We start from the raw sequence: 26,558 nt of genomic DNA, 5'->3' as shown, positions 1-26,558 counted from the left end.
GGTGGTTGACTCACATCTCGATCTTGCCGAGGGCTTCACCCATGTCCCGGTCGCCACGCTGGTCCCAGCGGCAGTTGCTCCTGTGTAAGGACAACAGTCCGACTGCGCCATGCTGACCAGCCACAACCAGGTTGAAACAACCCCAATGTGGCCTTCGGTGCGTGATACGCACCGAAGGCCGCCTTGGGTGCGTCAGACGCAACCAAGGCCGCCTTGGGGCGCTCTGGGTCAGTCGATCGGGAGCACCGGGGTCGCCGCCGCGAAGGCGTCCGCTGCCGCCAAGTCGAACTCGCCGTGGTCGCTGCCCAGCCCCTGGGCCACCAGCCCCGCCGCCGCGCAACCCAGCACCGCTGCCTCCCGCAACGACCGTCCGAGCCCGATGCCCCGCAGGAACCCCGCCGAGAACGCGTCGCCGCAGCCCGTCGTGTCCAGCACCGGAACGTCGAACGCCGGGACCGCCAATGTCGACTTCGGCGTCACCACCAAAGCCCCACGCGCACCCCGCGTGACCGCCACGCAACCGACCCCGCGCTCCAGCAGCGTGCGGGCGCCGTCCTCCAAGGAAACCGCGCTCGTCAACCCGAGCACCTGCTCTTCGTTCGGCAACAGGTAGTCCACAGAGGACAACGCCGGGTCGATCCAGGCGAGCACCCCCGGATCGCCGGGCGCCAGCAGGTCCGCCGACGTCACCACGCCGGCGGACCGAGCCGGCGCCAGGAGTGACGCCGCCGCCACTCCGCCCATCAGCTCCGGCCCGCCCAGGTGCAGGTGCGTCGCGGAAGCAATCCCCTCGAAAGGGACCTCCGACGGCTCGAAACCCAGGTTCGCCCCCGGGACGTGGAACGCCGGCCGGCTGCCGTCCGGGCGGATCGGGAGGACCGACGCCGACGTCTGCACCCCCGCCCGCCGCAGCACCAGCGACGTGTCGATCCCGTACTGAGCGAGCATCGAAAGCAGCAGGTCGCCGATCGGGTCGGCACCCACCGCGCCCGCCGTCCGGACGCCGGCGCCGAGCTTCGCCAGCGTCACCGCCGTGCCCGCCGCCGTCCCCGCCGGGCCGAAGCGGATCTGCTCCACCAGCGCCGCGCCCTGGCCCTCGGGGATCGCCGACACCGGCCGGACCTGCACGTCGAACACGTGCGCCCCCAGGGTCACGACGGTCTGCGTCACCGGTCCTCCACCCGCCGCGGGCGGCCGTAGCCGCGCTGGACCGCCGCGGTCACGACGGCTTCCTGCTGCACGTCGTCCAGCGCCCGTGGCACGCCGAGCGTCGCCGCCCGGACGTACAGGCCGCACGCCCACTCCAGCAGCAGCGCGTGGTCCATCGCCGCCTCCAGGGTCGGGCCGTGGACGATCGCGCCGTGGTTGGCCAGCAGTGCCGCCGCCTTGCCCTCGAGCGCCGCGAGGGTGCTTTCGGCCAGCTCGGCCGACCCGAACACGGCGAACGGCGCGACCCGGACCGCGCCGCCCAGCGCGAGCTGCTGGTAGTGCACGCACGGCAGCTCGTCGAGCACCAGGGACACCGCGGTCGCCTGCGGGGAGTGCGTGTGCACCACCGCGCCCGCGCCGAAGCGCCGGTAGATCCCCAGGTGCAGCTCCAGTTCCGAGGTCGGCGCCAGCTCGCCGTCGACGACGCCGCCGTCGAGGTCGACGACCGTGACGTCCGACGGCCCGGCTGTGCCCAGCACGACCCCCGTCGCGGTCACGGCCACGTGCTCGCCGGCCCGGACGCTCACGTTGCCCGCCGTGCCGATCAGCAGGCCCTCCGCGGCGAGGCCGTTGCTCGCCCGGGCCACCGCCCGCCGGGCGTCGTCGAGCACCAAACTTCCTGCTGCCATGGTCCGAGGCTAGGATAAACCCGAAACAAAGTCACGTTCAGGTTTGGAGCCGGATGCCGCAGCGAGTACCGCGCCAGGCCCGGGCCCGCGAAAAGCTGGCCCGGGTCCTCGAAGCCGCGGACCGGCTGCTCGCCGAAGAGGGCGTCGAGGCGTTGACGACCACGCGGGTGGCCGCCGCGGCCGGCGTCTCCGTCGGGACGCTCTACCAGTACCTCCCCGACCGCGACGCCATCACCGAAGCGCTGGCCGACGGCTACCTCGCCCGCCTCGAAGACCTCATGACGGCCTTCGCCGACCAGGCCGCCACCGAGACTTGGGAGGACCCCGTCGGCCTGCTGGTCGACGCGTTCGCCGCGCTCTACCGTGCCGAACCCGGGTTCCGCGCGCTCTGGCTGGGCCGCGGCCTCACCCAGGCGACGCGGGAAGCCGACGTCGCCCACAAGCGCGTGATGGCCGCCGGCGTGCACCGCGTGCTCGTCGCCCAGGGCCGGCTCCGCGACGACGAAGAGGCCGCGACGGCGTGTCGCACCGCGTTCCTCGCCGCCGACGCCGTGATCCAGGAGGCGTTCCGCGCCGACCCCGACGGCGCCGCCGCGCTGCTCGACCAGCTGAAGGCGATGCTCCGGGCCTACCTGGAGCGGCTCGTCTAGGCTCGCGGGCATGCCCGACACGCAGTACGAAGACCTGCTCCGCCACGTTCTCGACACCGGCGCCCGCAAGGCGGACCGCACCGGCACCGGCACGCGGTCGATCTTCGGGCACCAGCTGCGCTACCGCCTGGCCGACGGCTTCCCGCTGATCACGACGAAGAAGGTCCACTTCCGGTCGGTCGCCTACGAGCTGCTGTGGTTCCTGCGCGGCGACGGCAACGTCCGGTGGCTGCAGGACAACGGCGTCACGATCTGGGACGAGTGGGCCGCGCCGGACGGCGACCTCGGCCCGGTCTACGGCGTCCAGTGGCGGTCGTGGCCGACCCCGGACGGCGGGCACGTCGACCAGATCGCCGAGGTCCTGCGCACGCTGCGCGAGAACCCGGACTCGCGGCGCATCATCGTGTCGGCGTGGAACGTCGGGGAGATCCCGCAGATGGCGCTGCCGCCGTGCCACGCGTTCTTCCAGTTCTACGTCGCCGACGGCGAGCTCTCGTGCCAGCTGTACCAGCGCAGCGCGGACCTGTTCCTCGGCGTGCCGTTCAACATCGCGAGCTACGCGCTGCTGACGCACATGATCGCCGCGCAGGTCGGGCTCCGGGTCGGCGACTTCGTCTGGACCGGCGGCGACTGCCACATCTACGACAACCACGAAGAGCAGGTCCGCAAGCAGCTCGCCCGCGACGCGCGGCCGTTCCCGACGCTGAGCCTGAAGGCGGCCGACAGCCTCTTCGCCTACACCTACGACGACATCGCGCTCGACGGCTACGACCCGCACCCGGGCATCAAGGCGCCGGTGGCGGTGTGATCGGCCTGGTCTGGGCGCAGTCGGCGAACGGCGTCATCGGCCGCGACGGCACGCTGCCGTGGCACCTGCCGGAGGACCTCAAGCACTTCCGCGCGCTGACGGCGGGCGCGACCGTCCTCATGGGACGCCGCACGTGGGAGTCGCTGCCGCCGCGGTTCCGGCCGCTGCCGGGCCGGCGCAACCTGGTGCTGTCGTCGACACCGCAGGAGGGCGTCGAGACGTTCCCGGAGCTGACGCCGGCGTTGGACGCGGTGCCGGACGACGCCTGGGTGATCGGCGGCGCGGCGGTCTACCGGGCGGCGCTGCCGTTCGCGGACCGGATCGTGGTGACGGAGATCCGCGAGACCTTCGAGGGCGACACGCGGGCGCCGGAGGTGGGGCGGGCGCCGGACGCCACGGGGGAGTGGCAGGAGTCGTCGACCGGGCTGCACTACCGGTTCCTGACCTGGGGCTAGCGACCTTTCCACCATCCGCCGGTTGACGCGGGATTCGCCGGAGGTCAACAATTCACCCGTAGCCCGGAATGTTAACGCTAACACTTTCGACGACGAAGTCGGAGCCCCGCCATGAAGCTGCGCCACGCGTTGTCCGTGCTCCTGCTGCTCACCGGAACGCTCCTGAGTACGGGGACCGCAAGTGCCGCGGAAGCCCCGGTCCCGGGACCCGCGATGGGCTGGGCGTCCTGGAACACCTTCGCCGCCAAGATCGACTACGCCGTCATCAAAGCGCAAGCCGACGCGCTGGTCACGTCCGGTCTGAAGGACGCCGGCTACACCTACGTCAACATCGACGAAGGCTGGTGGCAGGGCACGCGGAACTCTGCCGGCGACATCACCGTCGACGAAGAAGAGTGGCCCGGCGGCATGAAAGCCATCGCAGATTACTTGCACGGCAAGGGGTTGAAGGCCGGCATCTACACCGACGCCGGGCGCGACGGCTGCGGCTACTACTTCCCGACCGGCCGCCCCGCCGCGCCCGGCTCCGGCAGCGAAGGCCACTACCTGCAGGACATGCTGCAGTTCCAGCGCTGGGGCTTCGACTTCGTCAAGGTCGACTGGTGCGGCGGCGACGCCGAGGGCCTCGACCCGGCGAGCACGTACCGGGCGATCAGCGACGCCAACCAGGCCGCGACCGCGCAGACCGGGCGCACGCTCACGCTGTCGATCTGCAACTGGGGCAAGAAAAATCCGTGGAACTGGGGCCCCGGCACCGCGCCGATGTGGCGCACCAGCACCGACATCATCTACTACGGCCAGACAGCCACGCTCCCGCAGGCGCTGACCAACTTCGACCAGGCGCAGCACCCCGTCTCGCAGCACACCGGGTACGTCAACGACCCCGACATGCTCACCGTCGGCCTGCCTGGACTGACGGCCGCGCAGGGCCGCACCGAGTTCGGCATGTGGGCCGTTTCCGGCGCGCCTCTGCTGGCGGGCAACAACCTCGCGACGATGAGCACCGAGACGGCCACCATCCTGAAGAACCGCGAGGTGATCGCGGTCGACCAGGATCCGCGCGGCCTGCAGGGGGTGAAGGTCGCCGAGGACGCCGACGGCCTCCAGGTTTACAGCAAAGTCCTGAGCGGCAACGGAAAACGCGCGGTGCTCCTGCTCAACCGGACGTCCTCGACGGCGACGATGACCGTGCGATGGGCGGACCTCGGCCTGACAGCGGCCACGGCGAAAGTCAGGAACCTCTGGACCGCCCAGGACAACGGCAGCCACGCCACCGGCTACAGCGTGAGCGTCCCGGCGAACGACTCGGTCCTGCTGACCGTCCAGGGCACCGACGCCGCGTCCGCCCACTACTCCTCGAACGCCGCGATCACCGCGGCGGCAACGGGTTTGGCGGTCGCGACCTTCACCTACAGCGCGACGACGACGCAGACAGCGACACTGGCGGTCAACAGCCAGCAGCCCACCGTCGTCACCTTCCCGGCGACCGGGGGAGCGGCCAAGACCGTCTCGGCGATCGTCTCCCTCGGCAAGGGGACGAACCGGATCACGGGCACCCCGCCGCAGGTCACCGACGTCGCCATCCTGCCTCTGCCCGGCACCGCCGCCGTCCAGGTGGCCGGCACGCAGTCGGGCCGGTGCCTCGACGTGAACGACAACAGCATCACCAACGGCGTCCAGACGCAGCTGTGGGACTGCGCCGCGGGCCCCAACCAGACGTGGGCGCCGGTGCGCGGCCGGCTCGTCGTCAACGGCACCAAGTGCCTGGACGCCTACAACAACGGCACGAGCAACGGCACCGCCGTCGTCATCTGGGACTGCAACGGCCAGCGCAACCAGCAGTGGACCCTGAACAGCAACGGCACCATCACGAACGCGCTGTCCGGGCTGTGCCTCGACGCGAGCGGTGCCGCCACCGCCAACGGCACGAAGATCGTCCTCTGGGCCTGCGGCGGCGGGGCCAACCAGCAGTGGACCCGGCGGTGACCTACGCCGTCGAGTCCCGGATCACCAGCCGGCACGGCCGGGTGTGCCTGCCGGGGGACGGCTCGCCGTTGATCGCCGCCAGCAGCAGGTCGGCGGCGGTCCGGCCGAGCGCCTCCAGCTCCATGTCGACGCTGGTCAGCGGCGGCTGGCAGGCCAGCGCCATGACGTCCCAGTTGTCGAAGCCGACCAGCGCGACGTCGTCGGGCACGCGCCGGCCGGCCGCCTGCAACGCGTCGGCGACGCCGCGGGCGATCTGGTCGCTGCCGCAGAACACCGCGTCGAACGGGTGGTCCGCACCGAGCAGGATGCGCACCGCCTGGCGTCCCCACGCCTCGCTCCACTCGCCGAACATCGGCGCGCCGACCAGGTCGAGCCCGTCTTCGGCGAGCCGCCCGGCGGCCGCGGCCGCGCGCACGGTCGCCGAGTGGTGGTGCTCGGGGCCGGTGACGTGGGCGACGCGGCGGCGGCCGGTGGCCAGGAGGTGGTCGACGGCCTTGCGGGCCCCACCGGCCTCGTCCGGCACGACGGAGCAGTCGTGCGGGTCGGCCGAGCTGATGAACGCGTACACCACGGGGATCGGCAGCGCGGCGCCGATCGGCGGCCGGGCCTGGGTCCGCCGGCCGGTGACGATGATGCCGTCGACCCGGCGCGACAGGAGCGTGCGCAGGTAGTACTGCTCCCGGATCGGGTCGTCGCGGGCGTCGCAGAGGAAGACCGACATCTCCCCGGCGCCCAGCGCGTCCTCCGCGCCCATCATCAGCGGGATGCTGAACCGGCCGATCGTGTCGGTGGTGATCATCCCGACGGTGTAGGTGCGGCCCGAGTTGAGCGTGACGGCCGCCCGGTTGGGCTGGAAGCCGAGCTGCTCGGCGGCGGACAGCACCCGCTGCCGGGTTTCCGCGCGCAACGACCCGCGGCCGTTGAGCGCCTTGGACGCGGTGCCGACCGAGACGCCGGCCAGCAGCGCGACCTCGCTGATCGTGGCCGGCTTGGCGACGTTTCCGGGAGTTTCCGAAAGTTTCCGCGGAGGCATGCTGCGACAGTACCTCAGGCGCTTGACTAGCTCGTGTCGAAGCGCCTAACTTGGGTCGGCAACCGGTTTCCGAATTTTCTTCTTCGATGTACCAGGTAGCGGCCTCTCGTGAGGAGAGTCGATGATTTCGCACATCCGAACCAGGGCCGCGGCAGCTCTCGCCGGCGTCCTCGTCCTGGCGGCCTGCCAGAGCGGTCCGTCCGGCGCGGCGGCCGGTGACACGGCCGGCGTGGACGACGGCACCACGATCACCATGTGGACCCGGTCGCCGACGGCCACGTTCAGCCAGACGCTGATCGACGCCTACAACGCGAGCCACAAGAACAAGGTCAAGCTGACGGTCTTCCCGGCCGACTCCTACCAGCAGAAGGTCGGCACGGCGGCCGGCGCGCGGCAGCTGCCGGACCTGCTGGCCGCCGACGTCGTCTACGCGCCGAACTACGCGGCGAAGGGCCTGTTCCTCGACGTCACCGCCCGCGTGAACCAGCTGGCGTTCAAAGGTTCCCTCGCCCCGGCGCACATGAAGGCGGCCACGTTCGAGGGCAAGCACTTCGCGGTGCCGCACGACATCGACCTGTCCGCGGTGTTCTACAACAAGGTCCTCTTCACCCGCGCCGGCCTCGACCCGGCGAAGCCACCGGCCACTTTGGACGAACTCGCCGCGGCCGCCCGCAAGATCGCCGCGCTCGGCGGCGACGTCAAGGGTTACTTCTTCGGCGGCGCCTGCCCGGGCTGCCAGCTGTTCACCAGCTGGCCGATGATCTGGGCCTCCGGCGGCACGGTGCTCAACGAGCAGGGCACCGCGGCCACCCTCGACAGCCCGCAGGCCGCGCAGGTCTACGCGCTGCTGCGGCAGCTCTACACCGACGGCGTCGTGCCCGCGTCGGCGAAGAACGAGTCCGGGCCGACGTGGACGCAGCCGTTCCTCGACGGCAAGATCGGCATCCAGCCGATGGGCGCGACCGCGTTGCAGGGCATCAAGGAGGGGCCGGGCCTGCAGGTCGGCGTCGCCCCGACCCCCGGCTTGACCGGCGGCAGCTCGTCGTTCGTCGGCGGGGACGTCCTCGGGGTGAGCAGCAACAGCGCGCACGCGGCGGCCGCGTGGGACTTCATCGCCTGGACGCTGTCCGACCAGGCGCAGGTCGACGTCGTGGCGAAGAGCAAGAACATCACCGTCCGCTCCGACCTCGCCGACAACACCTACGCGCAGCAGGACCCGCGGCTCGGCGTCTTCAACCGGCTCGCCGGCCAGGGCCAGACGCCGATCTCGGTCAACTTCGGCAAGACGTTCAACGACACCAACGGTCCCTGGACCGCGACAGTGATCGACGCGGTGTTCGGCGGCGGGGACGTCGGCTCGATCCTCAAGCAGCACAACGCGGCCGTCACCGAATCCCTCTCCAGCGGCGGCTGACGATGGTGTCGCTGCTGTCCTCGCGGGCACCGGCGCCGGAGACCCCGGCGCCGGCACCCCGCCGCCGTCGCGGCTCGATCGCGCGCGGCCGCCGCCGGCTGGGGATCGCCTACGCCGCACCGATGGCCGTGCTGGTCGCCGTCTTCTTCGTCGTCCCGCTCGGGCTGATGCTGTGGATGTCGGTCAACCACTGGCCGCTGGTCGGCACGTCCGCGCCCAACGGCGTCGCGAACTACGACGCGCTGACCGACCCGCTGTTCCTGCGCGCGGTCGGGTTCACGGTGAAGTACACCGTGGTGACGACGGTGGTGCTCGGGCTCGTCGCGTTCGGGCTGGCGCTGCTGGTGCAGCACGACCGGCGCGGCACCGGCGTGGCCAGGACGGTGTTCTTCCTGCCCAGCGCGGTCGGGCTCGCGTCGACCAGCCTGCTGTTCTACGGCCTGTTCAACACGGACTCGAGTGCGCTCAACAACCTGGTGGGCTTCCTCGGCCTCGGCCGGGTCGACTGGCTCGGCTCGGGCGGCGGCGCGCTCGGGTCGGCCGTCGGGATGATCACCTGGCGGTTCGCCGGGTTCTACATGCTCATCCTGATGACCGGCCTGCAGAGCATCGACCCCGCGCTCTACGAGGCCGCGCGGATCGACGGAGCCACCCGGTGGCAGATCCTCTGGCGCGTCACGCTGCCCCTGCTGCGGCCGACGCTCGCGCTCGCGGCGGTGCTGTCGCTGACCGGCTCGCTGCTGGCGTTCGACCAGTTCTTCATCCTCACCGGCGGACGGCACGACACGGCCACGGTCGTCATCGACATCTACCGCGAAGCGTTCCTGTCGCAGGACCTGGGCCGGGCCGCCGCGGTGTCGGTGGCGACGCTCGCCGTGCTCGTCCTCCTCAACGTCGCCCAGCTGCGGCTGATCCGCCGGGAGGGCCGGTGATCCGGGGCGCGGGGCGGCTCGTCACGAGCGCGGCGCTGGCCGTGCTGTTCCTGCTGCCACTGCTGTGGACGCTGTACTCGTCGCTCACCGGGCGCGAGGCCGGCGACTCCGGGATCGACAACTACCGGCGGCTCGCCGACTACGGCACCGGCCTCGGCACCTACCTGCTCAACACGACGGTCGTCGCGCTGGTCGCGGTGAGCGTCACCGTCGTGACGACCACGCTCGGCGGCTACGCCATGGCCCGCCTCGCCTTCCCCGGGCGCAACCTGCTGTTCCTGGTCACCCTGGCGATCCTGATGGTGCCGTACACGACGATCCTGGTGCCGCTCTACATCCTGCTCGGCTGGCTCGGCCTGCAGAACTCGCTGATCGGCCTGGGCTTGGTGCTGGCCGTGCTGCAGCTGCCGTTCGGGCTGTTCATGATGCGCAGCTCCTTCGAGGCACTACCGGTCGAACTCGAGGAGGCGGCGCTGATCGACGGCTGCTCGGTCGGCGGCGCGCTGCGCCGGGTGCTGCTGCGCGGGGTGCTCCCCGGCATCGTCACCATCGCGCTGTTCTCGTTCCTGGCCGCGTGGAACGAGTTCGTCGCGCCGCTGATCTTCCTCACCGACGGCGAGAAGTTCACGCTGCCGGTCGCGCTGTTCAACCTCCAGTCCGGCAGCCTCGGCTCGGTCGACTTCGGGGCCCTGCAGGCGGGTGTGGTCGTGTCCGCCCTGCCGTGCGTGGCGGTCTTCCTCGTCCTGCAGCGGTACTACGTCCGCGGTTTCACCTCGGGAGCCCTCAAGGGCTGAGCCATTCAACGGCGTGACAGGAGCACTCGATGACCGAACGCATCCTCGGCCCCGTCCACCCCACGTCCGCCGCGACGGCGGCGCTGCGCCCGCTCTTCCTCGGTGCCGTCACGTTCGCGCCGGGCAGCCTCCTCGGCGACTGGCAGGAGCGCAACGCGACGCGGTCGTTGCCGCACTGCATCGAGCAGCTCGACGCCGCGGGCGCGCTGGACAACCTGCGGCGCGTCACCGGCGAGGTCGACGCCGGGCGCCGGAACATGTGGTTCGCCGACTCCGACGTCTACAAGACGCTCGAAGCCGCCGCCTGGCAGCTCGGCCGGACGCCGGACGACGCCGAGCTGCGCGCGTTCCTCGACACGACCGCCGCGCTGGTGGCCAAGGCGCAGGGCGAGGACGGCTACCTGAACTCCTACTTCGCCGTGGACAAGCCGGAGCTGCGGTGGAAAGAGTTGCACTGGAGCCATGAGCTGTACTGCGCGGGCCACCTGATCCAAGCCGCCGTCGCTGCCGCGCGGGCCGGCGTGGGCGCCCAGCTCGTCACGGTCGCCCGGCGCTTCGCCGACCTGATCGTCGAACGGTTTTCGGTCGTCGACGACGTCGACGGGCACCCGGAGATCGAGACCGCCCTGGTCGAGCTGTACCGGGTGACCGGGCACCGGCCCTACCTCGACCTTGCTAAGCGGTTCCTCGACCTGCGCGGGCGCGGGCTGATCGACGGCGAGCGGTTCGGGCCGCGGTACCTGCAGGACCACGTGCCGGTGCGCGAGGCCGACGAGGTGGCCGGCCATGTCGTGCGCCAGCTGTACCTGCTGGCCAGCGTGGTCGACGTCGCCGTCGAGACGCGCGAAGACGCGCTGCTCGACTCCGCCCGCCGGCTCTGGGCCGACGCGTTCGGCGCGAAGACCTACCTCACCGGTGCCCAGGGCTCGCGCCACCGCGACGAGGCGTTCGGCGACCCCTACGAGCTGCCGCCGGACCGGGCGTACGGCGAGACCTGCGCCGCGATCGCGAGCTTCCAGTGGAACTGGCGGATGCTGCTGGCCACCGGCGAAGGAAAGTACGCCGACGAGATGGAACGCGTGCTGCACAACGCGATCGCCGGGTCGACCGCGCTCGACGGCACGCACTTCTTCTACTCCAACCCGCTGCACCTGCGGACCGGCCACGACGGTTCGCACGAGGACGCACCCTCGCAGCGCCTCGCGTGGTACTCGTGCGCGTGCTGCCCGCCGAACCTCGCCCGGCTGGTCGCGTCGCTGTCCGGGTACGTGGCGACCACCGACCCCGGCGGCCTCCAGGTGCACCTGTACGCCGCCGGCTCGCTGCGGACCACTGTGGACGGTGCGGACGTCCACGTCGAGACGCGCACGAACTACCCGTGGGACGGCCGGGTCGAGCTGACCGTGACGACGGAGGTGCCGCTCGTGCTGGCCCTGCGCGTCCCGGCCTGGGCGGACGGCGCTTCCCTCGACGGCTCGCCCGCCGAGGTCCGCGACGGCTACGCGGAGGTCCGCCGGGACTGGTCCGGCGGCGCCACGGTGACCCTCGACCTGCCGATGCCCGCCCGGATCGTCCGGCCGCACCCCAGGATCGACGCCGTGCGCGGCTGCGTCGCGGTGGCGCGCGGGCCGCTCGTCTACTGCGTGGAGCAGGCCGACCTGCCCGGCGGCGTCACGCTGGAGGACGTGCGGATCGACCCGGCCGCCCCCGTCACCGCCGGGAACGAGACCCCGGTGACCCTCAGCGCGCGGGGCAGTGTCGAGGCGCCGGCGTCGGCCGAGCTGTACCCGGCCGACCCGCACGTGACCGAGGTGCCCGTCGAGCTGACCCTGATCCCGTACTTCCGGTGGGGCAACCGGGAACCCGGCCCGATGCGGGTCTGGCTGCCGGCCGCCACCGGGTGATCCCCGTCCCCGACAACGATCGAGGTCCCCGATGTCCCGAACACCCGTGCTGGCCGCTGTGCTGGTCGTCTTCGCCGCGGTCACCGCCGCCCCGGCGGCGGCCGCCGGCCACACCCTCGTGGTCGACGCCGCGTCGCCGTTCCGGCCGGTGACGCACGCCGCCGCCGGCGGGCTGTACGCGCTGGCCGAAAACAACCGTCCGGCCGACTCGACCTTGCTGCCGCTCAAGCTGAACACCCTGACCCAGCCGCCGCCGGGCGTCGGGCAGAAGCCCAACGGCCAGCCGCCCGGTGGCGACGCGCTGCTGGTCGCCCCGCAGGCCGACCGGGTCGGCGCCGCCCAGGTGATCCGGATGCCCGACATCTACCCGGACTTCCCGTACAAGTGGGTGAGCTGGGACGACTGGCTGTCCAAAGTGGACACGATGGTGGCGAAGCGGCTGTCGGCCACCTCGGTGAGCAACGTGGCCGCGTGGGAGATCTGGAACGAGCCCGACTGGACCTGGAACACCGCCGCGGCCGGCGACTTCACCGCCGGGTGGGCCCGAACGGTCCAGCGGATCCGGACCCGCGACACCGTCACGCCGGTCGCCGGGCCGGGCTACGCCGGCTGGGACGCCACCCGGATGCGGGCGTTCCTGACCGCCGCGAAGAGCACGAACACCCTGCCGGACCTCGTCGTCTGGCACGAGCTGAACCACAGCAGCGGCGCGATCGCGGCCGACGTCGCCGCGTACCGCTCCCTGGAGGCGTCGCTCGGCATCAGCCCGCGGCAGATCTTCATCAACGAGTACGCCTGGACCGACGAGGTCGACGTGCCCGGGCGCGTCGCGAACTACGTCTCGAAACTGGAACGCGCCGGGGTGGCGGGTGCCGACCGGGCGTTCTGGTACGAGTACGGGACCGTGAACGGGCTGGTCGTCAACAACCAGCCGACCGGGACGTGGTGGCTGTACAAGTGGTACGGCGACCTGGCGGGCTCGATGGTGCGCACGACCCCGCCGGCGCAGACCGGGCTCGACGGGTTCGCTTCCTACGACTCCACCCGCAAACGCGTCGACGTCGTCTTCGGCGACGAGGCCGGGACCAACTCGGTGCGGGTGACCGGGATCAGCGGAACCGTCCGCGTCACCTTGGAGTCGACGCCGTCGTCGGGCCGGTTCACCGCGGTGCCCGCGCCGACGGTGCTTTCGACGTCGACGTACACCGTCTCGAATGGACAGATCACCGTGCCGGTGCCGAACATGTCCGCGACGAGCGCGTACCACCTGGTCGTCGAACCCACCAGCGGTACTTATCAGCAGCGCTTCGAAGCCGAGAACGCGTCGGTGTTCCGCGCGCAGCGGCTGTCGAGCGGCAGCGCGTCCAACGGCGGTTACGTCGGCCGCATCGACAACTCCGGTGACCCGCGCAGCGACAGCTACGTCGACTTCGTGGTGAACGTCCCGAGCGCGCGTGCGTACACAATGACGATCGGCTACGCGAACGGCACTGGCGCGACGTCGACCCAGGGGCTGGCCTACAACGGCGGGGCCTGGTCGACGGTGAGCTACCCGCCGACCGCGGGTTGGGGCCGGTTCGGCACGGTCTCGACGACGGTGAGCCTGCACGCGGGGTACAACACCATCCGGCTGGCCAAGGGCGCGCCGTTCTTCGCCGGCGGCACCGGCTACGCCGAACTCGACTACCTCCAGCTGAACTGACGTCGTGAGTGTGGAACAGGGTTAGAACACGGTTTCCCACTCACGAGCACGGGAGCGCACCCGGCCGGTTCTGTTAACGCTAACAACCGAAGATTGCGAGGACTCGATGACGCGTCCGCTCTTTCGGATAGCCGCCGCCGCGGTGGCGTGCCTCGTGGCCGGTCTGCTTCCCGTGGGTACCGCGCGGGCCGCGACCACCTTCACCAGCACGGTCGTCAACCAGGCGACCGGGAACTGCGCCACCGTCCCGAACGGGAACAGCGCGGTGCAGCTGACCCAATCGGGCTGCACCTCGGCCGCCGGGCAGTCGTTCCGGTTCACCCCGGTGTCCGGAGACGTCTACACGATCAGCACGTTCACCTCCGGCAGCTGCGTGGACGTCTCCGGCGCGTCCACTTCGGACAACGCCCCGGTGATCCAGTACGCCTGCCACTCCGGCACGAACCAGCAGTTCCGGCTCCAGGCCGCGGGCACCGCGTTCACGCTGGTGGCGGTCGGCTCGGGCAAGTGCGTCACTGCGGTGAACAACCTGCTCGTCCAGCTGCCGTGCGGCTCGGCGGCCGCGTGGCGGCTCGCCGGGTACCCGGCCGGCACGCCGAACCCGGCGGAGAAGACCGTACGGGTGTGGCTGCTGCGGCCGTCCGACGTGCCGTATGACCAGCGGTACCCCGACGGCATCGCGAACGTGCTGCGCGAAGCCCAGCGGTACTACGGACGGGAGCTGGGCAAGACGTTCCGGCTCGCCGACCCGGTGGTGCAGGTCGTCACCGGCGAGCACGTCAAGAGCTGGTACGAGAACACGCCCAACGGCGGTGACCGCTACTGGTGGGCCGTGTTCAACATGCAGCAGGAACTCCTGCGCCGGTTCGACGTCAAGGCGCCGGACAGCCGGTGGATCAACGTCGGCGAGGTCATCGCCGAGGGCCAGGGCGCGGGCGGCGGCGGTGGTGGCGGCTGGGTGATCCTCTGCCAGCACGACGCCGACGGCGCGGCCGGGATGAACGGCCCGATGAACCGCTGGTACGGCGGCATGGTGCACGAGCTCGGGCACGCGTTCGGCCTGCCGGACTCGACCTCGACCGACGGGACGCCGATGTCGGCGTCGTTCTACGACTACCCGGACACGCACTTCAGCCAGAGCCAGAAGACCGCGATCCTCAACGGCCCGTACGGCTCCTTCCTCTTCTGAGCTTGGAGAACGCGATGAGACGTCCAGTCCTGCTCGCCGCCGCGCTCCTGGTGGCCGGCTCCGCCGTGGTGGCCCCGGCAGCCGCCGCGGCCACCTTCACCAGCACGATGGTCGCCCCGGCGGGCGGCTGCGCCACCGTGCCCAACGCCACCAGCGCCGTCCAGCTGACCCAGACGGCCTGCACCTCCGGTGCCGGGCAGTCGTACACCTTCACCCCGGCCGGCGACGCCTACACCATCGGCACCTTCACCGCCGGCAGCTGCGTCGACATCTCCGGCGCGTCCACTTCGGACAACGCCGCCGTGATCCAGTACGCCTGCCATTCCGGTACCAACCAGCAGTTCCGGCTGCAGCCGGCCGGGACGAACACGTTCACCGTCGTCGCGGTCAGCTCGGGCAAGTGCATCACGCCCTCGGGCTCGGTGCTCGTCCAGCTGCCGTGTTCGGCCGCGAGCGCGTGGCGGCTGCCGGGCTACACCCCGGGCCCGTCGGACGCCTACGAGGGCATCCCCAACCTCGCGCCGAACTCGTGCAAGAACTCCGGCCTGCCGCGGTCGTACGGCACGAACTTCCAGACCCCCAACGACCCGTACGGCCAGGGTTTCCAGAACACCACGGCCATCGGGTGGGACGGCAACCACTGGCCCGTCTCGAGCTACCTGTCCGGTTCGTTCTTCGCGCGCGGGGTACCGACGACGTACAACGGCCTGTGCGGCGGGATGTATTCGTTCGGCGCCTACACCTACGGCGGCAATCCGGGCGCGCAGTCGGTGCAGTGGACCGAAGACAACGGGTACCTGCCCGCGATGACGACCAGCCGGACCTCCGGCAGCGTCGGGATCACGATCAAGAACTTCGCGGACAAGGTCACCATCAACGGCACCGCGGTCATGCTCGTGTACACCCGGGTGTCGATCAAGAACAACGGCTCGGCGTCCGTCACGGTCCCGCCGGGCGGTTCCGGCCCGAACCTGGTCCGGCTCACCTCGTCCTCTTTGGACACGGTCGCGGCCGGGCAGACCAGCAACCACGACTTCGTGGTCGCGGTGGACAACTTCGGCAGCGGCGTCGCGCTGCCGACCGGTTCGACGTTGTCCTCGAACGCGCCGAGCTACGACACCGCGTACAACCAGATGGCGTCCTACTGGAACTCACGGCTGGCCGAGACGAACACGTTCAGCCTGCCGAACACGACGCTGCCCAACACCGGCGGGCTCGCCAACCCGGGCACGGCGCTGGCCAACGCGTACAAGGCCGGGACGATCTACAACCTGATCATGCAGGTCGGCAAGGCGCAGTTCTCCGGCGCCAACAACTACAACTGGATCCTCAACCACGACGTCCCGGGCGAGCTGACCGCCAAGTTCGAGACCGGCGACTTCCGGGACGCACGGAACCTGCTGCTCACCGCCCGGATCTCCGAACAGGACAACTGGGACGAGGTCGGCGCGAACTGGTACTGGGACGGCGTCTGGAAGACGATGGGCGCGTGGGCGACGTACCTGGCCAAGACGAACGACACCGCGTTCGTCGGCCAGTACTTCGACGACACCGGCTCGTGGGGACCCAGCCTCCGCACCATCGCCCGGACGAAGTACCCCGCCCAGCTCGCCTCGGACGGCACGTTGAAGACCAACTTCGACAACGACTCCACCGGGCGCTGGCTGTTCAGCAATTTCTCGGCCTTGCAGATGCTGGCGTCGTACAAGTACATCGCGACCAAGCTCGGCCGGACGGCCGAAGCGACGTGGGCGAACACGGCCTACACCTCGCTGCTGACCGCGTTGAACACGGTCGTGGGCCGCAACCAGTCCGCGAACGGGTTCAGCTACCTGCCGTGTGAAGTGGACAAACCCAACAGCGCGAACCGCTGCGGCACCTTCAACGACGCCAACTGGGCATCGCCGGGCTGGGTCGGGCAGAACCAGTGGTCGACGATGCTGTCCGGCGGCACCCTGACCGGCATCATGGGCGACCCCGGCCAGATCGACCGCATGTACCAGTGGGGCTTCGGCCGGCTGTCCGCCAACGGCTACCCGTTCCCGACGTTCGGGGCGTTCACCGGGTATTCGACGGCGTACAACACGTCCTACTCGTCCGACGGGCTCTTCTCGAACACCTACCGCGACCTGCCGATCACCAGCTACGCCTGGCAGCTCAAGACCACCACGGGCGGCCCGAACGCCTGGTGGGAGGCCAACGGGAGCGGCCCCAGCTCGGCCAACCCGTGGATCGGCAGCCACGCGGGCCCGCAGTTCGGCGCGTGCCCGTACGCGTGGCCGATCGCCGGGCAGCAGCAGGGCCTGCTGGAGTCGCTGGTCGCGGAAGGGCTGGCTTCGACCGGCTCCGGGCCGTACACGTTCACGCGGCCGCTCTACATCGGACGCGGGGTCCCGAACGCCTGGCTCACGCCCGGCCAGACGATCTCGATGGGCAACCTGACCAACACCTACGACGTGGCATCGGGCAGCCGGACCACCTACGGCGTCTCGCTCGCCGTCAGCGGTTCCAGCGGCGCGCGGGTCGTCACGGTGACGCTGTCGGGCAGCCTGCCCGGCGGTGCGGTGTCCATCCAGCTGCCGGTGTTCTTTTCGACCGGCGTGAACTCGGTCAACGGCGGCAGCTACAACGCCTCGACGCACACGGTCACCGCGACCGCGAACACGGTGACCATCACCCTCGCGAGCTGAGCCCGCCCTCCGGAAAGGCACGATGATGCGTGAACCCTCCTTCGACCGTCGTCTGCTCCTCAAGGCCGTGGGCGCGCTCTCGGCGAGCGCGGCGCTGACCCCGGCGCTCCCCGGGACCGCCACCGCGGCCGCGCGGCCCGACATCGGCGTCTCGGTGTTCCCGTTCCCGCTGAGCGCGGTGCGGCTGCAACCGGGCCCGTTCCTCGACAACATGAACCGGCAGCTGGCGTACTTCCGGTTCGTCGACGCCGACCGCCTGCTGCACACGTTCCGCACCAACGCCGGGCTCGCCAGCTCGGCCCAGCCGTGCGGCGGCTGGGAAAGCCCGGCCACGGAACTGCGCGGCCACTCGACCGGCCACCTCCTGTCCGGGCTGGCGCAGGCGTACGCGAACACCGGCGACACCGCGTACAAGACCAAGGGCGACTACCTGGTCAACGCCCTGGCCGCGTGCCAGGCGGCCTCGCCGGGACGCGGCTTCCACGCCGGCTACCTGTCGGCGTTCCCGGAGAGCTTCTTCGACCGGCTGGAGAACGGCCAGTCCGTCTGGGCGCCCTACTACACGCTCCACAAGATCATGGCCGGCCTGCTCGACCAGTACCTGCTGGCCGGTAACCAGCAGGCCCTGGACGTCCTGCTGCGCAAGGCGGCCTGGACGAAGGCACGCACCGACCCGCTGTCGGCCACCCGGATGCAGCAGGTGCTGCGGACGGAGTTCGGCGGGATGCCCGAGGTGCTCACGAACCTGTACCAGGTCACTGGGAACGCGAACCACCTGACCACGGCCCGGCGGTTCGACCACGCGCAGATCCTCGACCCCCTGGCGGCGAACCAGGACCGGCTCGCCGGGTTCCACGCCAACACGCAGATCCCCAAGGTCCTCGGGGCGCTGCGCGAGTACCACGCGACCGGGACGACCCGCTACCGCGACATCGCCGTCAACTTCTGGCGGATCGTCCTGGACCACCACACGTACGTCGTCGGCGGCAACTCGAACGGTGAGTACTTCCAGACCCCGGACGCGATCGCGAGCCAGCTCTCGGACAGCACGTGCGAAGTCTGCAACACTTACAACATGCTCAAGCTGACCCGGCAGCTGTTCTTCACCAGCCAGGTGCCCGAGTACATGGACTACTACGAACTGGCGCTGTACAACCAGATCCTCGGCGAGCAGGACCCGAGCTCGAGCCACGGGTTCGTCACGTACTACACGCCGTTGCGCGCCGGTGGGATGAAGACGTACGCCAACGACTACAACGACTTCACCTGCGACCACGGCACCGGCATGGAGTCGCAGACGAAGTTCGCCGACAGCATCTACTTCTCCAGCGGCGAAACGTTGTACGTCAACCTGTTCATCGCGTCGGTGCTCACCTGGCCGGGCCGCGGGATCACGGTCCGGCAGGACACGACGTTCCCGGCGTCGTCCGCGACGAAGCTGACGATCACCGGCTCCGGGCACATCGCGCTGAAGATCCGGATTCCGCGCTGGACCTCGGGCGCGGTGGTGAAGGTGAACGGCGTGGCCCAGGGCACGCCGACGCCGGGAACGTACTTCACGATCGACCGGACCTGGGCGTCCGGGGACGTCGTCACGGTGACGCTCCCGGCGTCGCTGACCTTCCCGCGCACCAACGACAACGCGAACGTCGGCGCGGCGAAGTACGGCCCGATCGTCCTCGCGGGCCAGTACGGCTCGTCGAACCTGAGCGCGCTGCCGGTGCTGCAGCCGGGTTCGCTGGTGCAGGACCCGGCGAACCCGCTGCGCTTCACCGGCACGGCGAGCACCGGGCCGGTGACGCTGCTGCCGTTCTACGCCACGCACCACCAGCGGTACACGGTGTACTGGCGCCTGTGAGCCGACCTAGGACGCCGGCTCCCCGGACGGGACGGGGAGCCGGGTGCCCAGGGCGACCGGCGTGCCGAAGTTCGGTGTCCCGTCGGCGTTCCAGGTGAACTTCTGCGCGCGGGTCGTCCGGTTCATGTCGCAGCCACCGCTCGCGGAACTGTTGGCGTGGTAGACGATCCAGTCCTCGGTGCCGTCGGGGGACTTGAAGAACCCGTTGTGCCCCGGCCCGAACACCGCGTTCGCGGCGCTGCGCCGGAACACCGGCTGGGCGGACTTGACCCAGGACGACTGCTGCAGCGGATCACCGCCGTTGTAGGTCAGGATACCGAGCTTGTAGTCGGGGGTGGAGCAGTGGCCGGCCGAGAAGACGATGAACGTCTTCCCGTTGCGCTGCAGCACTTCCGCGCCTTCGTTGACCGCGCCGCCGACGGTTTCCCAGCTGTAGGTGGGCGTCGACAGGACGTGCCGCGTGCCGCTCGCCGTCCACGGGTTCGCCAGCGGGCGGATGAAGTTCGGCTGGGAGCCGTTGTAGAACGTGCCGAGGAGGTACAGCTTCCCGTTCAGCTGCAGGATGCTCGGGTCGAGCTCCCACGTGGTGTCCTGGACCGGGTCGAGCAGATCGGCCTTGAAGGCGTACGGCCCCATCGGGTCGGTCCCGGCGCTCTCGAGCACGTGGATGCGCTGCGTGCCGAGGTCGTAGGGTTCCCGGCCGGCGACGTAGTACAGGTACCAGCGCGGCCCGTCCGGCCCGGTGAGCAGGTGGAACTCCGGTGCCCACATCGTCCCGGCGCCGTTCGGCCTGCTCAGGGTGAACACGACGGTGTCGCGCGCGGAAGCCAGCCCGCCGAGGGTGCGCGACTTGCGCATGGTGATCGTCGAGTTCCACGTCGTCGTGGCGAGGTGGTAGTAGCCGTTGTGGTACTGCAGCCAGGGGTCGGGACCGTGCTGGCTCAACGGGTTCGTGAAGGTCGGCGCGGCCGGCGCGGCCGCTTGGGCGGGTGCCGCCGTGAACAGCCCGGTCAGGAGAAGTGCCGCAACCAGCCAGGGTGATCGCCGCATGGGAATCCTCGCATTCTCGAGGAGAAGGGAGAAACCCGGACTTTACTCCGGACGTGGTCGGCCGCAAAGGAAAAGAGCGAGACACCCACCCGATTCCCGTTTCCGCGAATCGGGTGGGTGTGGTGGCCGGAAACGGTTCAGTGCCGCAGGTACCGGTCGAAGAAAGCGCTCAACGCCGCACGCTGCCCGGCGATGCTCCGCCCCGCGTCCACGGTGCCGATGAGCGGTGCGAGCACGGCCGGGTCGAGGCCGAGCCGGGGGAGGAGCGCCTGGTAGTCCGTGTAGCTGAAGTGCTCGCCGTCCGCCAGGTGGCGTTGGTGGACCGGACCGCGCTGGTGGCTCAGGAACTCCTGCCACGAACCGTCGGACGCCGCGCTGTGGTCGCCCGCGCTCAGCAGCAGGAACGGCCGGTCCAGACCTTCGTCGGCGACGCGGCCGAAGTCGCGGGCGGACTGGGAATACGCCATGCTGCCGTCGAGGTCGGCGCCCGCGGCGATGCGGCGGTCGTGCACCATCGTCTCGCCGGTGGTGAACCCGCCCGCGGAATGGCCGAACATGCCGACCCGGGTGAGGTCGATGGACAATCCCGCGGGCAGTGCCCCGTTGCCGGAAAGCGTTTCCAGCGTGTCGAGGACGAACCGCGAGTCGGCCACCCGCGTGGCGATCAGGAGCTTGCCGTCGGTGCCGGGCGGGAGCACCCGCCGTTCGACGCGGCCGCCGGGGAACTCCACCGCCGCCGGTTCGTGGGTGTGGTCGACGGCCACGGTCACGTAGCCCTCGCTGGAAAGCTGCTCCAGCAACGCCGTCCCGACCGAACGCGGGTACTTGGCGCTCGGCGAATAGAGCACGACGGGCCGTCGTCCCGCGGCCGCCGGCGCGTCGGCGCGGGCGTGCGTCGGGAAGGTGTAGCCGAGCCGGTCGGCGGTGATGCCCAGCTGACGCGCGTCTTCCTCGGCCAGGACCTGCGCGGCTCCCGGTGCGGTGTACGGCGTTTTCGGGCCGCCGCCGGACCGCGCCGGGTACCGGACCGTCACCATCAGCTCCCGCGTCGTGCCGGCGACCCACGGGTCGGGCCGGGCGTGGTCGACGAGGTGCAGGTCGGTGCGGCCGACGGCGTACGGGCCGGTCGGCGCGGGCAGGCCGAGCCGTTCCGGTGCGGCGGCGGCCGTGGAAACCGTGGTCGCCAGGAGAACGCCGGTGAGCCCGGCGAGGAGGGTTTTTCGCATGGTTCGACCGTATTGTCGTGGCGCGGGCGCGCCATCGGGACGATCACCGATTTCGTCCCGGTCAGGGTCACCCGAGCCAGTGCGAGACCGGCAGCCCGGGCACCCGGCGGCCGCGGTGGCCGGTCGTCTCGCGGCCGGCGACCAGGGCGTTGAGCACGGCCTCCTCGACGGCCTGCACGACCGCCTCGAAGAACGGGTCGATCCGGCCCCACGGCACGAACCGCAGCGTCTCGTACGCGGCCTCCGCCGTGCGCGGGAACGTGCTGGTCAACGCGCCCGGGTTCGCCGTGCTGAACGCGAGGAAGAGGTCGCCGGAGAAGTGCGAGCCCGTTGTGCCCGTGCGGGCCAGGCCGAGCGGGACGCGGCGCGCGAGCGCCGTGCACTGGCCCGGCAGCAGGGGCGCGTCCGTCCCGACGACGACGATCACCGAACCCGCGCCCGCCGGGGCGGCCGCCCACTCCTCCATCGGGTTGTCCGCCCTCAGCTCCTGCCCGACCGGCGAGCCCGCGACGGTGAGTTCGCGCCGGCTGCCGAAGTTGGCCTGCACCAGTGCACCCACCGTGTACTCGTCCGCGCCGTGGGCGACGATCCGCGACGCCGTGCCGGTGCCGCCCTTGAAGCCGTAGCAGGTCATCCCGGTGCCGCCGCCGACCGAGCCCTCGGCGACCGCGCCCGGGCGGGCCGCGTCGATCGCCGCCACGGCGTGTCCACTGTGGATGGTCGGGGCGTTGATGTCGTTGAGGTAGCCGTCCCACGTCTCGGCGACCACGGGGAGCAGCCACTCGGCCGCGACGTCCGGGCGCTCGCGCACGACCCAGTCGATCGCGCCGCGGTGGCACGGCCCGACGGCGTGGGTGTTGGTGATCAGCACCGGCAGCGTCAGCGACCCGGTCTCGGCGAGCCACGCGGTGCCGGTCATCTCGCCGTTGCCGTTGAGGGAGGACGTCCCGGCCGCGCACGGGACGGCGAAGCCCGCGCGGCCGCGGGGGAGGACCGCGGTGACGCCGGTGCGCACCGACTCGCCCTCGGCCAGCGTCGTGTAGCCGATTTCGACGCCGGGGACGTCGGTGAGCGCGTTGTGCGTGCCGGGCCGGCCGGGCAGCGGGATGCCCAGGTCGCGGGCACGGGTCATGACAGCTCCTCCAGGGTGCAGGCCGTGCGGGCGTAGGACAGCAGCATCGCTTCGGCGGTGGCCCGCTCCAACGTGGGCACGGCCTGGGTGAGGTGCAGGCCGTAGCCGTCTTCGAGAGCGACGAGGTTCCGCGCGATCGCGACCGCGTCGGCTGTCAGGGCGAACTCGCCGGTCGCGGCGCCGGCCTCGAGGATGCCGGTGTAGATCCGCACCTGCCGCTCGTACAGCGCGATGTGCCGGGCGGCGTAGGCGGGGTCGCGGCGGGCGATCGTGCCGAGTTCGTAGAGCAGCACGCACAGCTCGTCGTCCGGCCCGGCCGGCAGGCCGCCGCGGATCGTGGCGAGCAGCCGTTCCCGGGGCGTCCCGTGCCGGGCGGCTTCCTCCCGCCGGGTGCAGAAGCGTTCGACGGCTTCGTGCTGCACCTGCTGCAGGAGGTCGGTGAGGGTGGGGAAGTAGTAGAGCACCGAGCCCGACGAGAGGCCGGCGCCGTCGGCGATGTCCCGCAGCTTGAGGTTGAGGATCCCGCGTTCGACGACGGCGCGGCGCGCCACCGCGATCAGCTCGGCCCGCCGCTCGGGCGCCCTGCTCGGTCGTGCCATGTGCGTCATTCTTCGAAGGATCGTCGAAAAAAGCAAGAGCTTGACTTGCCTGCGATGAGCGCCTTTGATGCGTGGTCACCTGGTTGTTCGAAGGAGCTTCAAAGAACTGGAGGCCCGGTCGTGACCACCCCTGCGCTGCGCCGCGGACTGCGGACCCTCGGCACCCTGCTCATCACGCTCTCGGCGATCAGCCCCGCGTCGTCGGTGTTCATCATCGCGCCGGGGGTGCTGACCGGCGCCGGCACCGGCGCGTTCCTGAGCTTCGCGGCCGCGGCGGTCGTCGGCGTGTTCATGGCGTTCGTCTACGCGGAACTGGCGTCGGCGTTCCCGCTGGCCGGCGGCGAATACGCGATCGTCGCGCGCACGCTCGGCCGGCTGCCCGGCTTCGCCGTGCTCGGCCTGATGATCATCACGCAGGTGCTGATCGTCGCGGTCATCGCGCTCGGCGTCGGCACCTACCTCGGGGTGCTGTGGCCGGGCCTGCCCGGGCCGACGGTCGCCGCGGTGACGTGCGTGCTGGCCGCCGTGGTCGGCGTGTTCGACATCAAGGTGAACGCGTGGGTGACCGGCGTCTTCCTGGCCATCGAGGTCCTCGCGCTGGTCGTGGTGAGCGCGCTCGGGTTCCTGCACCCGGCCCGGCCGGTCACCGACCTGGTCGCCCACCCGGTGGCGGCGGACGGCGGCCCGGCGACCGTCGGCGCCATCGCGATCGCGGTGGCCGTGGCGATGTTCGCCTACAACGGCTACGGCTCGGCGGTCTACTTCGGCGAGGAGACCCAGGACGCGCCGCGCGGGATCGCCCGCGCGATCCTGCTGGCGCTGGCGATCACGGTGGTCGCCGAGCTCGTCCCGGTGACGGCGGTCCTGGTGGGCGCGCCCGACCTCGGGCAGCTTTTCGGGGCGGAGAACATGTTGTCGGCCTTCATCTCCGCCCGCGGCGGCGGCGCGCTCGACACGGCGATCAGCCTCGCGGTGGCCCTCGCGATCGTGAACGCGGTGCTGGCGATCGTGCTGATCAGCGCCCGCCTGGTGTTCAGCAGCGGCCGCGACCGCGCCTGGCCGGGCGCGATCAACCGCGCGCTGGCGGCGGTCCACCCGCGCTTCGGCACCCCGTGGGTGGCCACGGCCGGCACGGGTATCGTGGCGGCGGCGTTGTGCTACGTCGACCCGAAGCTGCTGCTGGTGGTGACGAGCACGTCGATCGTGGCGGTGTACGCGGCCCTGTGCGTGGGCGCGATCAACGGCCGCCGAACGGGCGCGACGGCGCACGCGCGGTACCGCATGCCGTGGTTCCCGGTGGCCCCGGTGCTGGCGCTGGCGGTCTTGGTTTTCGTGGTCTACCAGAACCTCCTGGACCCGGCGGTGGGCCGGCCGAGCTTGATCGTGACGGCGGGGATAGTCCTGCTGGCGGCGGTGTACTACGGGGTGGTGCTGCGACGTCGCGGGGGCTGGCAGCTCGCCGAGGACGTCGTCGACGGAGACCGCGCGAGTACCTGAGTTCCCTTCCGCAGCTGGACAAAAGCGGGACAATCCTCGCGGTTGCCTTGTGTCGCCGTTCTTCCGCCGCCGATCGTGTGAGGCAGCGGAAAGACAGCGCGAAGCGCGGCGAGGACGAGCATGCACGGGAGTTTCCACTCGAAGATCGTCGATCCCGGGGTGTTCGAGAAGGGCGACACGTTCTCCTTCCGCTCCCAGCCGTACCTGCGGGAGCTGTTCGAGACCGTCCGCGACCGGGCGCTGCCGCTGACGATCGTCGTCGGCGCGGGGGTTTCGATGAACTCGAGCCTGCCGTCCTGGCGCGCGCTGATCGACAAGATGACCGCGACGATCGCCGACCCCGAGGTCCGCAACCTCGCGAGCCGCGACGGCGCCGACCTCATGCGCAAAGCCGAGATCATCCTCCAGCTGATCAAGGACGAGAACCGCAACATCCAGGACCACGAGATCATCCGCGACGCGCTCTACCAGCGCGACCTGCAGGTGATCCCGGGCGAACTGGCGAAGTCGATCGCGCGGCTGGCCTACGCGACCCGGGTGGACACCCGGTTGCTGACCACGAACTTCGACATCATCCTCGAGGAGTCCCTGCTGGCCTACTTCGCCGAGAAGGACGTCAAATCCTTCTCGATGAGGCCCGGTGGCAGCGCGGCTTGGACGGAGTGGAACGCCGACCCCGACCACGTCGGCGTGCTCCACCTGCACGGCCTGGTCCGCCAAGCCCGCAACCCGGAAGAGCCGATCATCCTCACGGAGTCCCAGTTCCTCAAGTACGGCGCCCAGGTCCGGGAGATCATCTCGGCCTCCCTCGAGAACGCGTGCACCCTTTTCATCGGCCTGAGCATGTCCGACCCGAACCTCGTGGGGCCGCTCTACGAAAGCGCGCCGGCGACCTCGCCCCGGTTCTCGCTCGTGGTGCCCCCGGCGGTGGACGACGTGTCGCCGACCCAGGCCGCCCGCTACGCCATCAGCTCCGCGCGCTACCTCGAGAAGATGCTGGGGCTCAAGCCGATCTTCCTCAAGTCCCACTCGCAGCTGAACCAGGCGATCTCCGACCTCGCGCTCGCGGTGGTGGAGCCGGACCGCTACCGGCCGGGGGTGGAGAGCGCCGATTCGCTCGTCTACAGCCGCCGGCTCACGAAGGCGCTGGACACCTGCTACACCGCGATCGGCTGCGAGCCGCACGCCGAGATCCCGGCCGGCGACGCCGCCGAAGACCTCACCACGAGGCTGCACGACGCCCTGGAGATCCCTGGCGGGCCGCTCGACGTCCTCCGCGAGCTCGCCCAGGACTACGACGAGCACGTCCTCGGCAGCAACACCGGCGAGAACTTCGGCCTGTTCCTGTGGCTGCGCACCCGCGGCCAGGAGAACGGGCGGCGGCGCTACACCATCAACCTGGTCGGCACTTCCGTCTACACCCACCGCGAGGAATGGTCGCTGCGGCACCACGTGACCGTCGACCGCGGATCGGACTTCGCCGCCGCGCAAGCCGTCTTCACCGGTGCTCCGCAGGCGGCGAACCTGACGCCGTCACCCATCGCCCAGATCTGGCGGGGAATCCTCGCCGCGCCGATCCTGATGTCGGGAACGGGGAGCGACCACGTCATCGGCGGCGACCCGGCCGACGTGCTGACGGTCGGGGCGATCACGTTGAATTCGACGTTCGTCGTCAACCCGAACGGCGACGAAGTGGCTCCCCGCGACCTGTCGTTGATCAGCAAGCTGGACTCCGAACGCACCAACCAGCTCCTGGTCAGCCTCCAGCTGGCCGCGGAATACGCCATCAACCTCGGTTGAC

General features: G+C 70.7%; 21 protein-coding genes. 14 read left to right on the top strand and 7 right to left on the bottom strand.

Features of this window, described 5'->3' with window-relative positions:
* Positions 1-228: 228 nt before the first annotated feature.
* Together ACIQWX_RS25515 and ACIQWX_RS25510 are read right to left on the bottom strand one after the other, a co-directional pair.
* Positions 229-1,170, bottom strand: coding sequence for a carbohydrate kinase family protein (locus tag ACIQWX_RS25515; protein ID WP_400875753.1), 942 nt, complete (start codon positions 1,168-1,170; stop codon positions 229-231).
* Positions 1,167-1,838, bottom strand: coding sequence for a class II aldolase/adducin family protein (locus ACIQWX_RS25510; protein ID WP_400875750.1), 672 nt, complete (start codon positions 1,836-1,838; stop codon positions 1,167-1,169). The genes ACIQWX_RS25515 and ACIQWX_RS25510 overlap by 4 nt, the downstream gene beginning before the upstream one ends.
* A gap of 53 nt (positions 1,839-1,891) precedes the next feature.
* Between ACIQWX_RS25510 and ACIQWX_RS25505 the strand changes: the two genes are divergently transcribed.
* The 4 genes from ACIQWX_RS25505 (at position 1,892) to ACIQWX_RS25490 (ending at position 5,737) form a co-directional block, all read left to right on the top strand.
* Complete coding sequence (locus ACIQWX_RS25505) at positions 1,892-2,488, top strand: TetR/AcrR family transcriptional regulator (protein ID WP_400875747.1); 597 nt, start codon at positions 1,892-1,894, stop codon at positions 2,486-2,488.
* Positions 2,489-2,498: 10 nt separating this feature from the next.
* A complete protein-coding gene (locus tag ACIQWX_RS25500) occupies positions 2,499-3,296 on the top strand; it encodes a thymidylate synthase (RefSeq protein WP_400875744.1) in 798 nt (265 codons plus the stop codon).
* Complete coding sequence (locus tag ACIQWX_RS25495; protein WP_400875741.1) at positions 3,293-3,751, top strand: dihydrofolate reductase; 459 nt, start codon at positions 3,293-3,295, stop codon at positions 3,749-3,751. Before ACIQWX_RS25500 ends, ACIQWX_RS25495 begins: the two co-directional genes overlap by 4 nt.
* Before the next feature lie 111 nt (positions 3,752-3,862).
* Positions 3,863-5,737: a glycoside hydrolase family 27 protein gene (locus tag ACIQWX_RS25490; protein WP_400875738.1), complete on the top strand. Its 1,875-nt coding sequence runs from the start codon at positions 3,863-3,865 to the stop codon at positions 5,735-5,737.
* A 1-nt stretch (position 5,738) separates the two neighbouring features.
* Here the strand turns inward: ACIQWX_RS25490 and ACIQWX_RS25485 are convergent, their stop codons facing one another.
* A complete protein-coding gene (locus ACIQWX_RS25485; RefSeq protein ID WP_400875736.1) occupies positions 5,739-6,770 on the bottom strand; it encodes a LacI family DNA-binding transcriptional regulator in 1,032 nt (343 codons plus the stop codon).
* 121 nt (positions 6,771-6,891) lie between these two features.
* Between ACIQWX_RS25485 and ACIQWX_RS25480 the strand changes: the two genes are divergently transcribed.
* From ACIQWX_RS25480 to ACIQWX_RS25445, 8 genes are all read left to right on the top strand, one after another.
* Positions 6,892-8,184: an ABC transporter substrate-binding protein gene (locus tag ACIQWX_RS25480; RefSeq protein WP_400875733.1), complete on the top strand. Its 1,293-nt coding sequence runs from the start codon at positions 6,892-6,894 to the stop codon at positions 8,182-8,184.
* Positions 8,185-8,186: 2 nt separating this feature from the next.
* Positions 8,187-9,116, top strand: coding sequence for a carbohydrate ABC transporter permease (locus ACIQWX_RS25475; RefSeq protein ID WP_400875730.1), 930 nt, complete (start codon positions 8,187-8,189; stop codon positions 9,114-9,116).
* Positions 9,113-9,910, top strand: coding sequence for a carbohydrate ABC transporter permease (locus ACIQWX_RS25470; protein WP_400875728.1), 798 nt, complete (start codon positions 9,113-9,115; stop codon positions 9,908-9,910). The genes ACIQWX_RS25475 and ACIQWX_RS25470 overlap by 4 nt, the downstream gene beginning before the upstream one ends.
* Before the next feature lie 29 nt (positions 9,911-9,939).
* Complete coding sequence (locus ACIQWX_RS25465; RefSeq protein ID WP_400875725.1) at positions 9,940-11,814, top strand: glycoside hydrolase family 127 protein; 1,875 nt, start codon at positions 9,940-9,942, stop codon at positions 11,812-11,814.
* 31 nt (positions 11,815-11,845) lie between these two features.
* The gene (locus ACIQWX_RS25460) at positions 11,846-13,516 is read left to right on the top strand and encodes a carbohydrate-binding protein (protein ID WP_400875722.1); all 1,671 of its coding nucleotides are present in this window, start codon (positions 11,846-11,848) and stop codon (positions 13,514-13,516) included.
* Between the two features lie 106 nt (positions 13,517-13,622).
* A complete protein-coding gene (locus ACIQWX_RS25455) occupies positions 13,623-14,705 on the top strand; it encodes an RICIN domain-containing protein (protein ID WP_400875719.1) in 1,083 nt (360 codons plus the stop codon).
* Between the two features lie 14 nt (positions 14,706-14,719).
* On the top strand, positions 14,720-17,395 hold the full coding sequence (locus ACIQWX_RS25450) for an RICIN domain-containing protein (protein WP_400875717.1): 2,676 nt from the start codon (positions 14,720-14,722) through the stop codon (positions 17,393-17,395).
* A gap of 25 nt (positions 17,396-17,420) precedes the next feature.
* Entirely contained in the window at positions 17,421-19,253 is a 1,833-nt protein-coding gene (locus ACIQWX_RS25445; protein ID WP_400875714.1) for a beta-L-arabinofuranosidase domain-containing protein, read from the top strand.
* 6 nt (positions 19,254-19,259) lie between these two features.
* On the opposite strand, the gene ACIQWX_RS25440 is transcribed toward ACIQWX_RS25445, so the two are convergent.
* The 4 genes from ACIQWX_RS25440 to ACIQWX_RS25425 all read right to left on the bottom strand — a co-directional run bounded on the left by ACIQWX_RS25440 (position 19,260) and on the right by ACIQWX_RS25425 (position 23,260).
* Positions 19,260-20,303, bottom strand: coding sequence for a family 43 glycosylhydrolase (locus tag ACIQWX_RS25440; RefSeq protein ID WP_400875711.1), 1,044 nt, complete (start codon positions 20,301-20,303; stop codon positions 19,260-19,262).
* Positions 20,304-20,440: 137 nt separating this feature from the next.
* Entirely contained in the window at positions 20,441-21,529 is a 1,089-nt protein-coding gene (locus ACIQWX_RS25435; protein ID WP_400875708.1) for an alpha/beta hydrolase family protein, read from the bottom strand.
* 67 nt (positions 21,530-21,596) lie between these two features.
* On the bottom strand, positions 21,597-22,661 hold the full coding sequence (locus ACIQWX_RS25430; protein ID WP_400875705.1) for a P1 family peptidase: 1,065 nt from the start codon (positions 22,659-22,661) through the stop codon (positions 21,597-21,599).
* Entirely contained in the window at positions 22,658-23,260 is a 603-nt protein-coding gene (locus ACIQWX_RS25425; protein WP_400875702.1) for a TetR/AcrR family transcriptional regulator, read from the bottom strand. The genes ACIQWX_RS25430 and ACIQWX_RS25425 overlap by 4 nt, the downstream gene beginning before the upstream one ends.
* Positions 23,261-23,380: 120 nt before the next feature.
* Here ACIQWX_RS25425 and ACIQWX_RS25420 point away from each other — a divergent pair, with 120 nt between their 5' ends.
* On the top strand, positions 23,381-24,757 hold the full coding sequence (locus tag ACIQWX_RS25420; protein ID WP_400875699.1) for an APC family permease: 1,377 nt from the start codon (positions 23,381-23,383) through the stop codon (positions 24,755-24,757).
* 120 nt (positions 24,758-24,877) lie between these two features.
* Complete coding sequence (locus tag ACIQWX_RS25415) at positions 24,878-26,557, top strand: SIR2 family protein (RefSeq protein ID WP_400875696.1); 1,680 nt, start codon at positions 24,878-24,880, stop codon at positions 26,555-26,557.
* Position 26,558: the final 1 nt, after the last annotated feature.

The sequence above is a fragment of the Amycolatopsis sp. NPDC098790 genome, from assembly GCF_044759945.1.
In the GTDB taxonomy this organism is placed as follows: Bacteria; Actinomycetota; Actinomycetes; order Mycobacteriales; family Pseudonocardiaceae; genus Amycolatopsis.
This window is presented reverse-complemented; position numbering and strand designations above follow the sequence as displayed.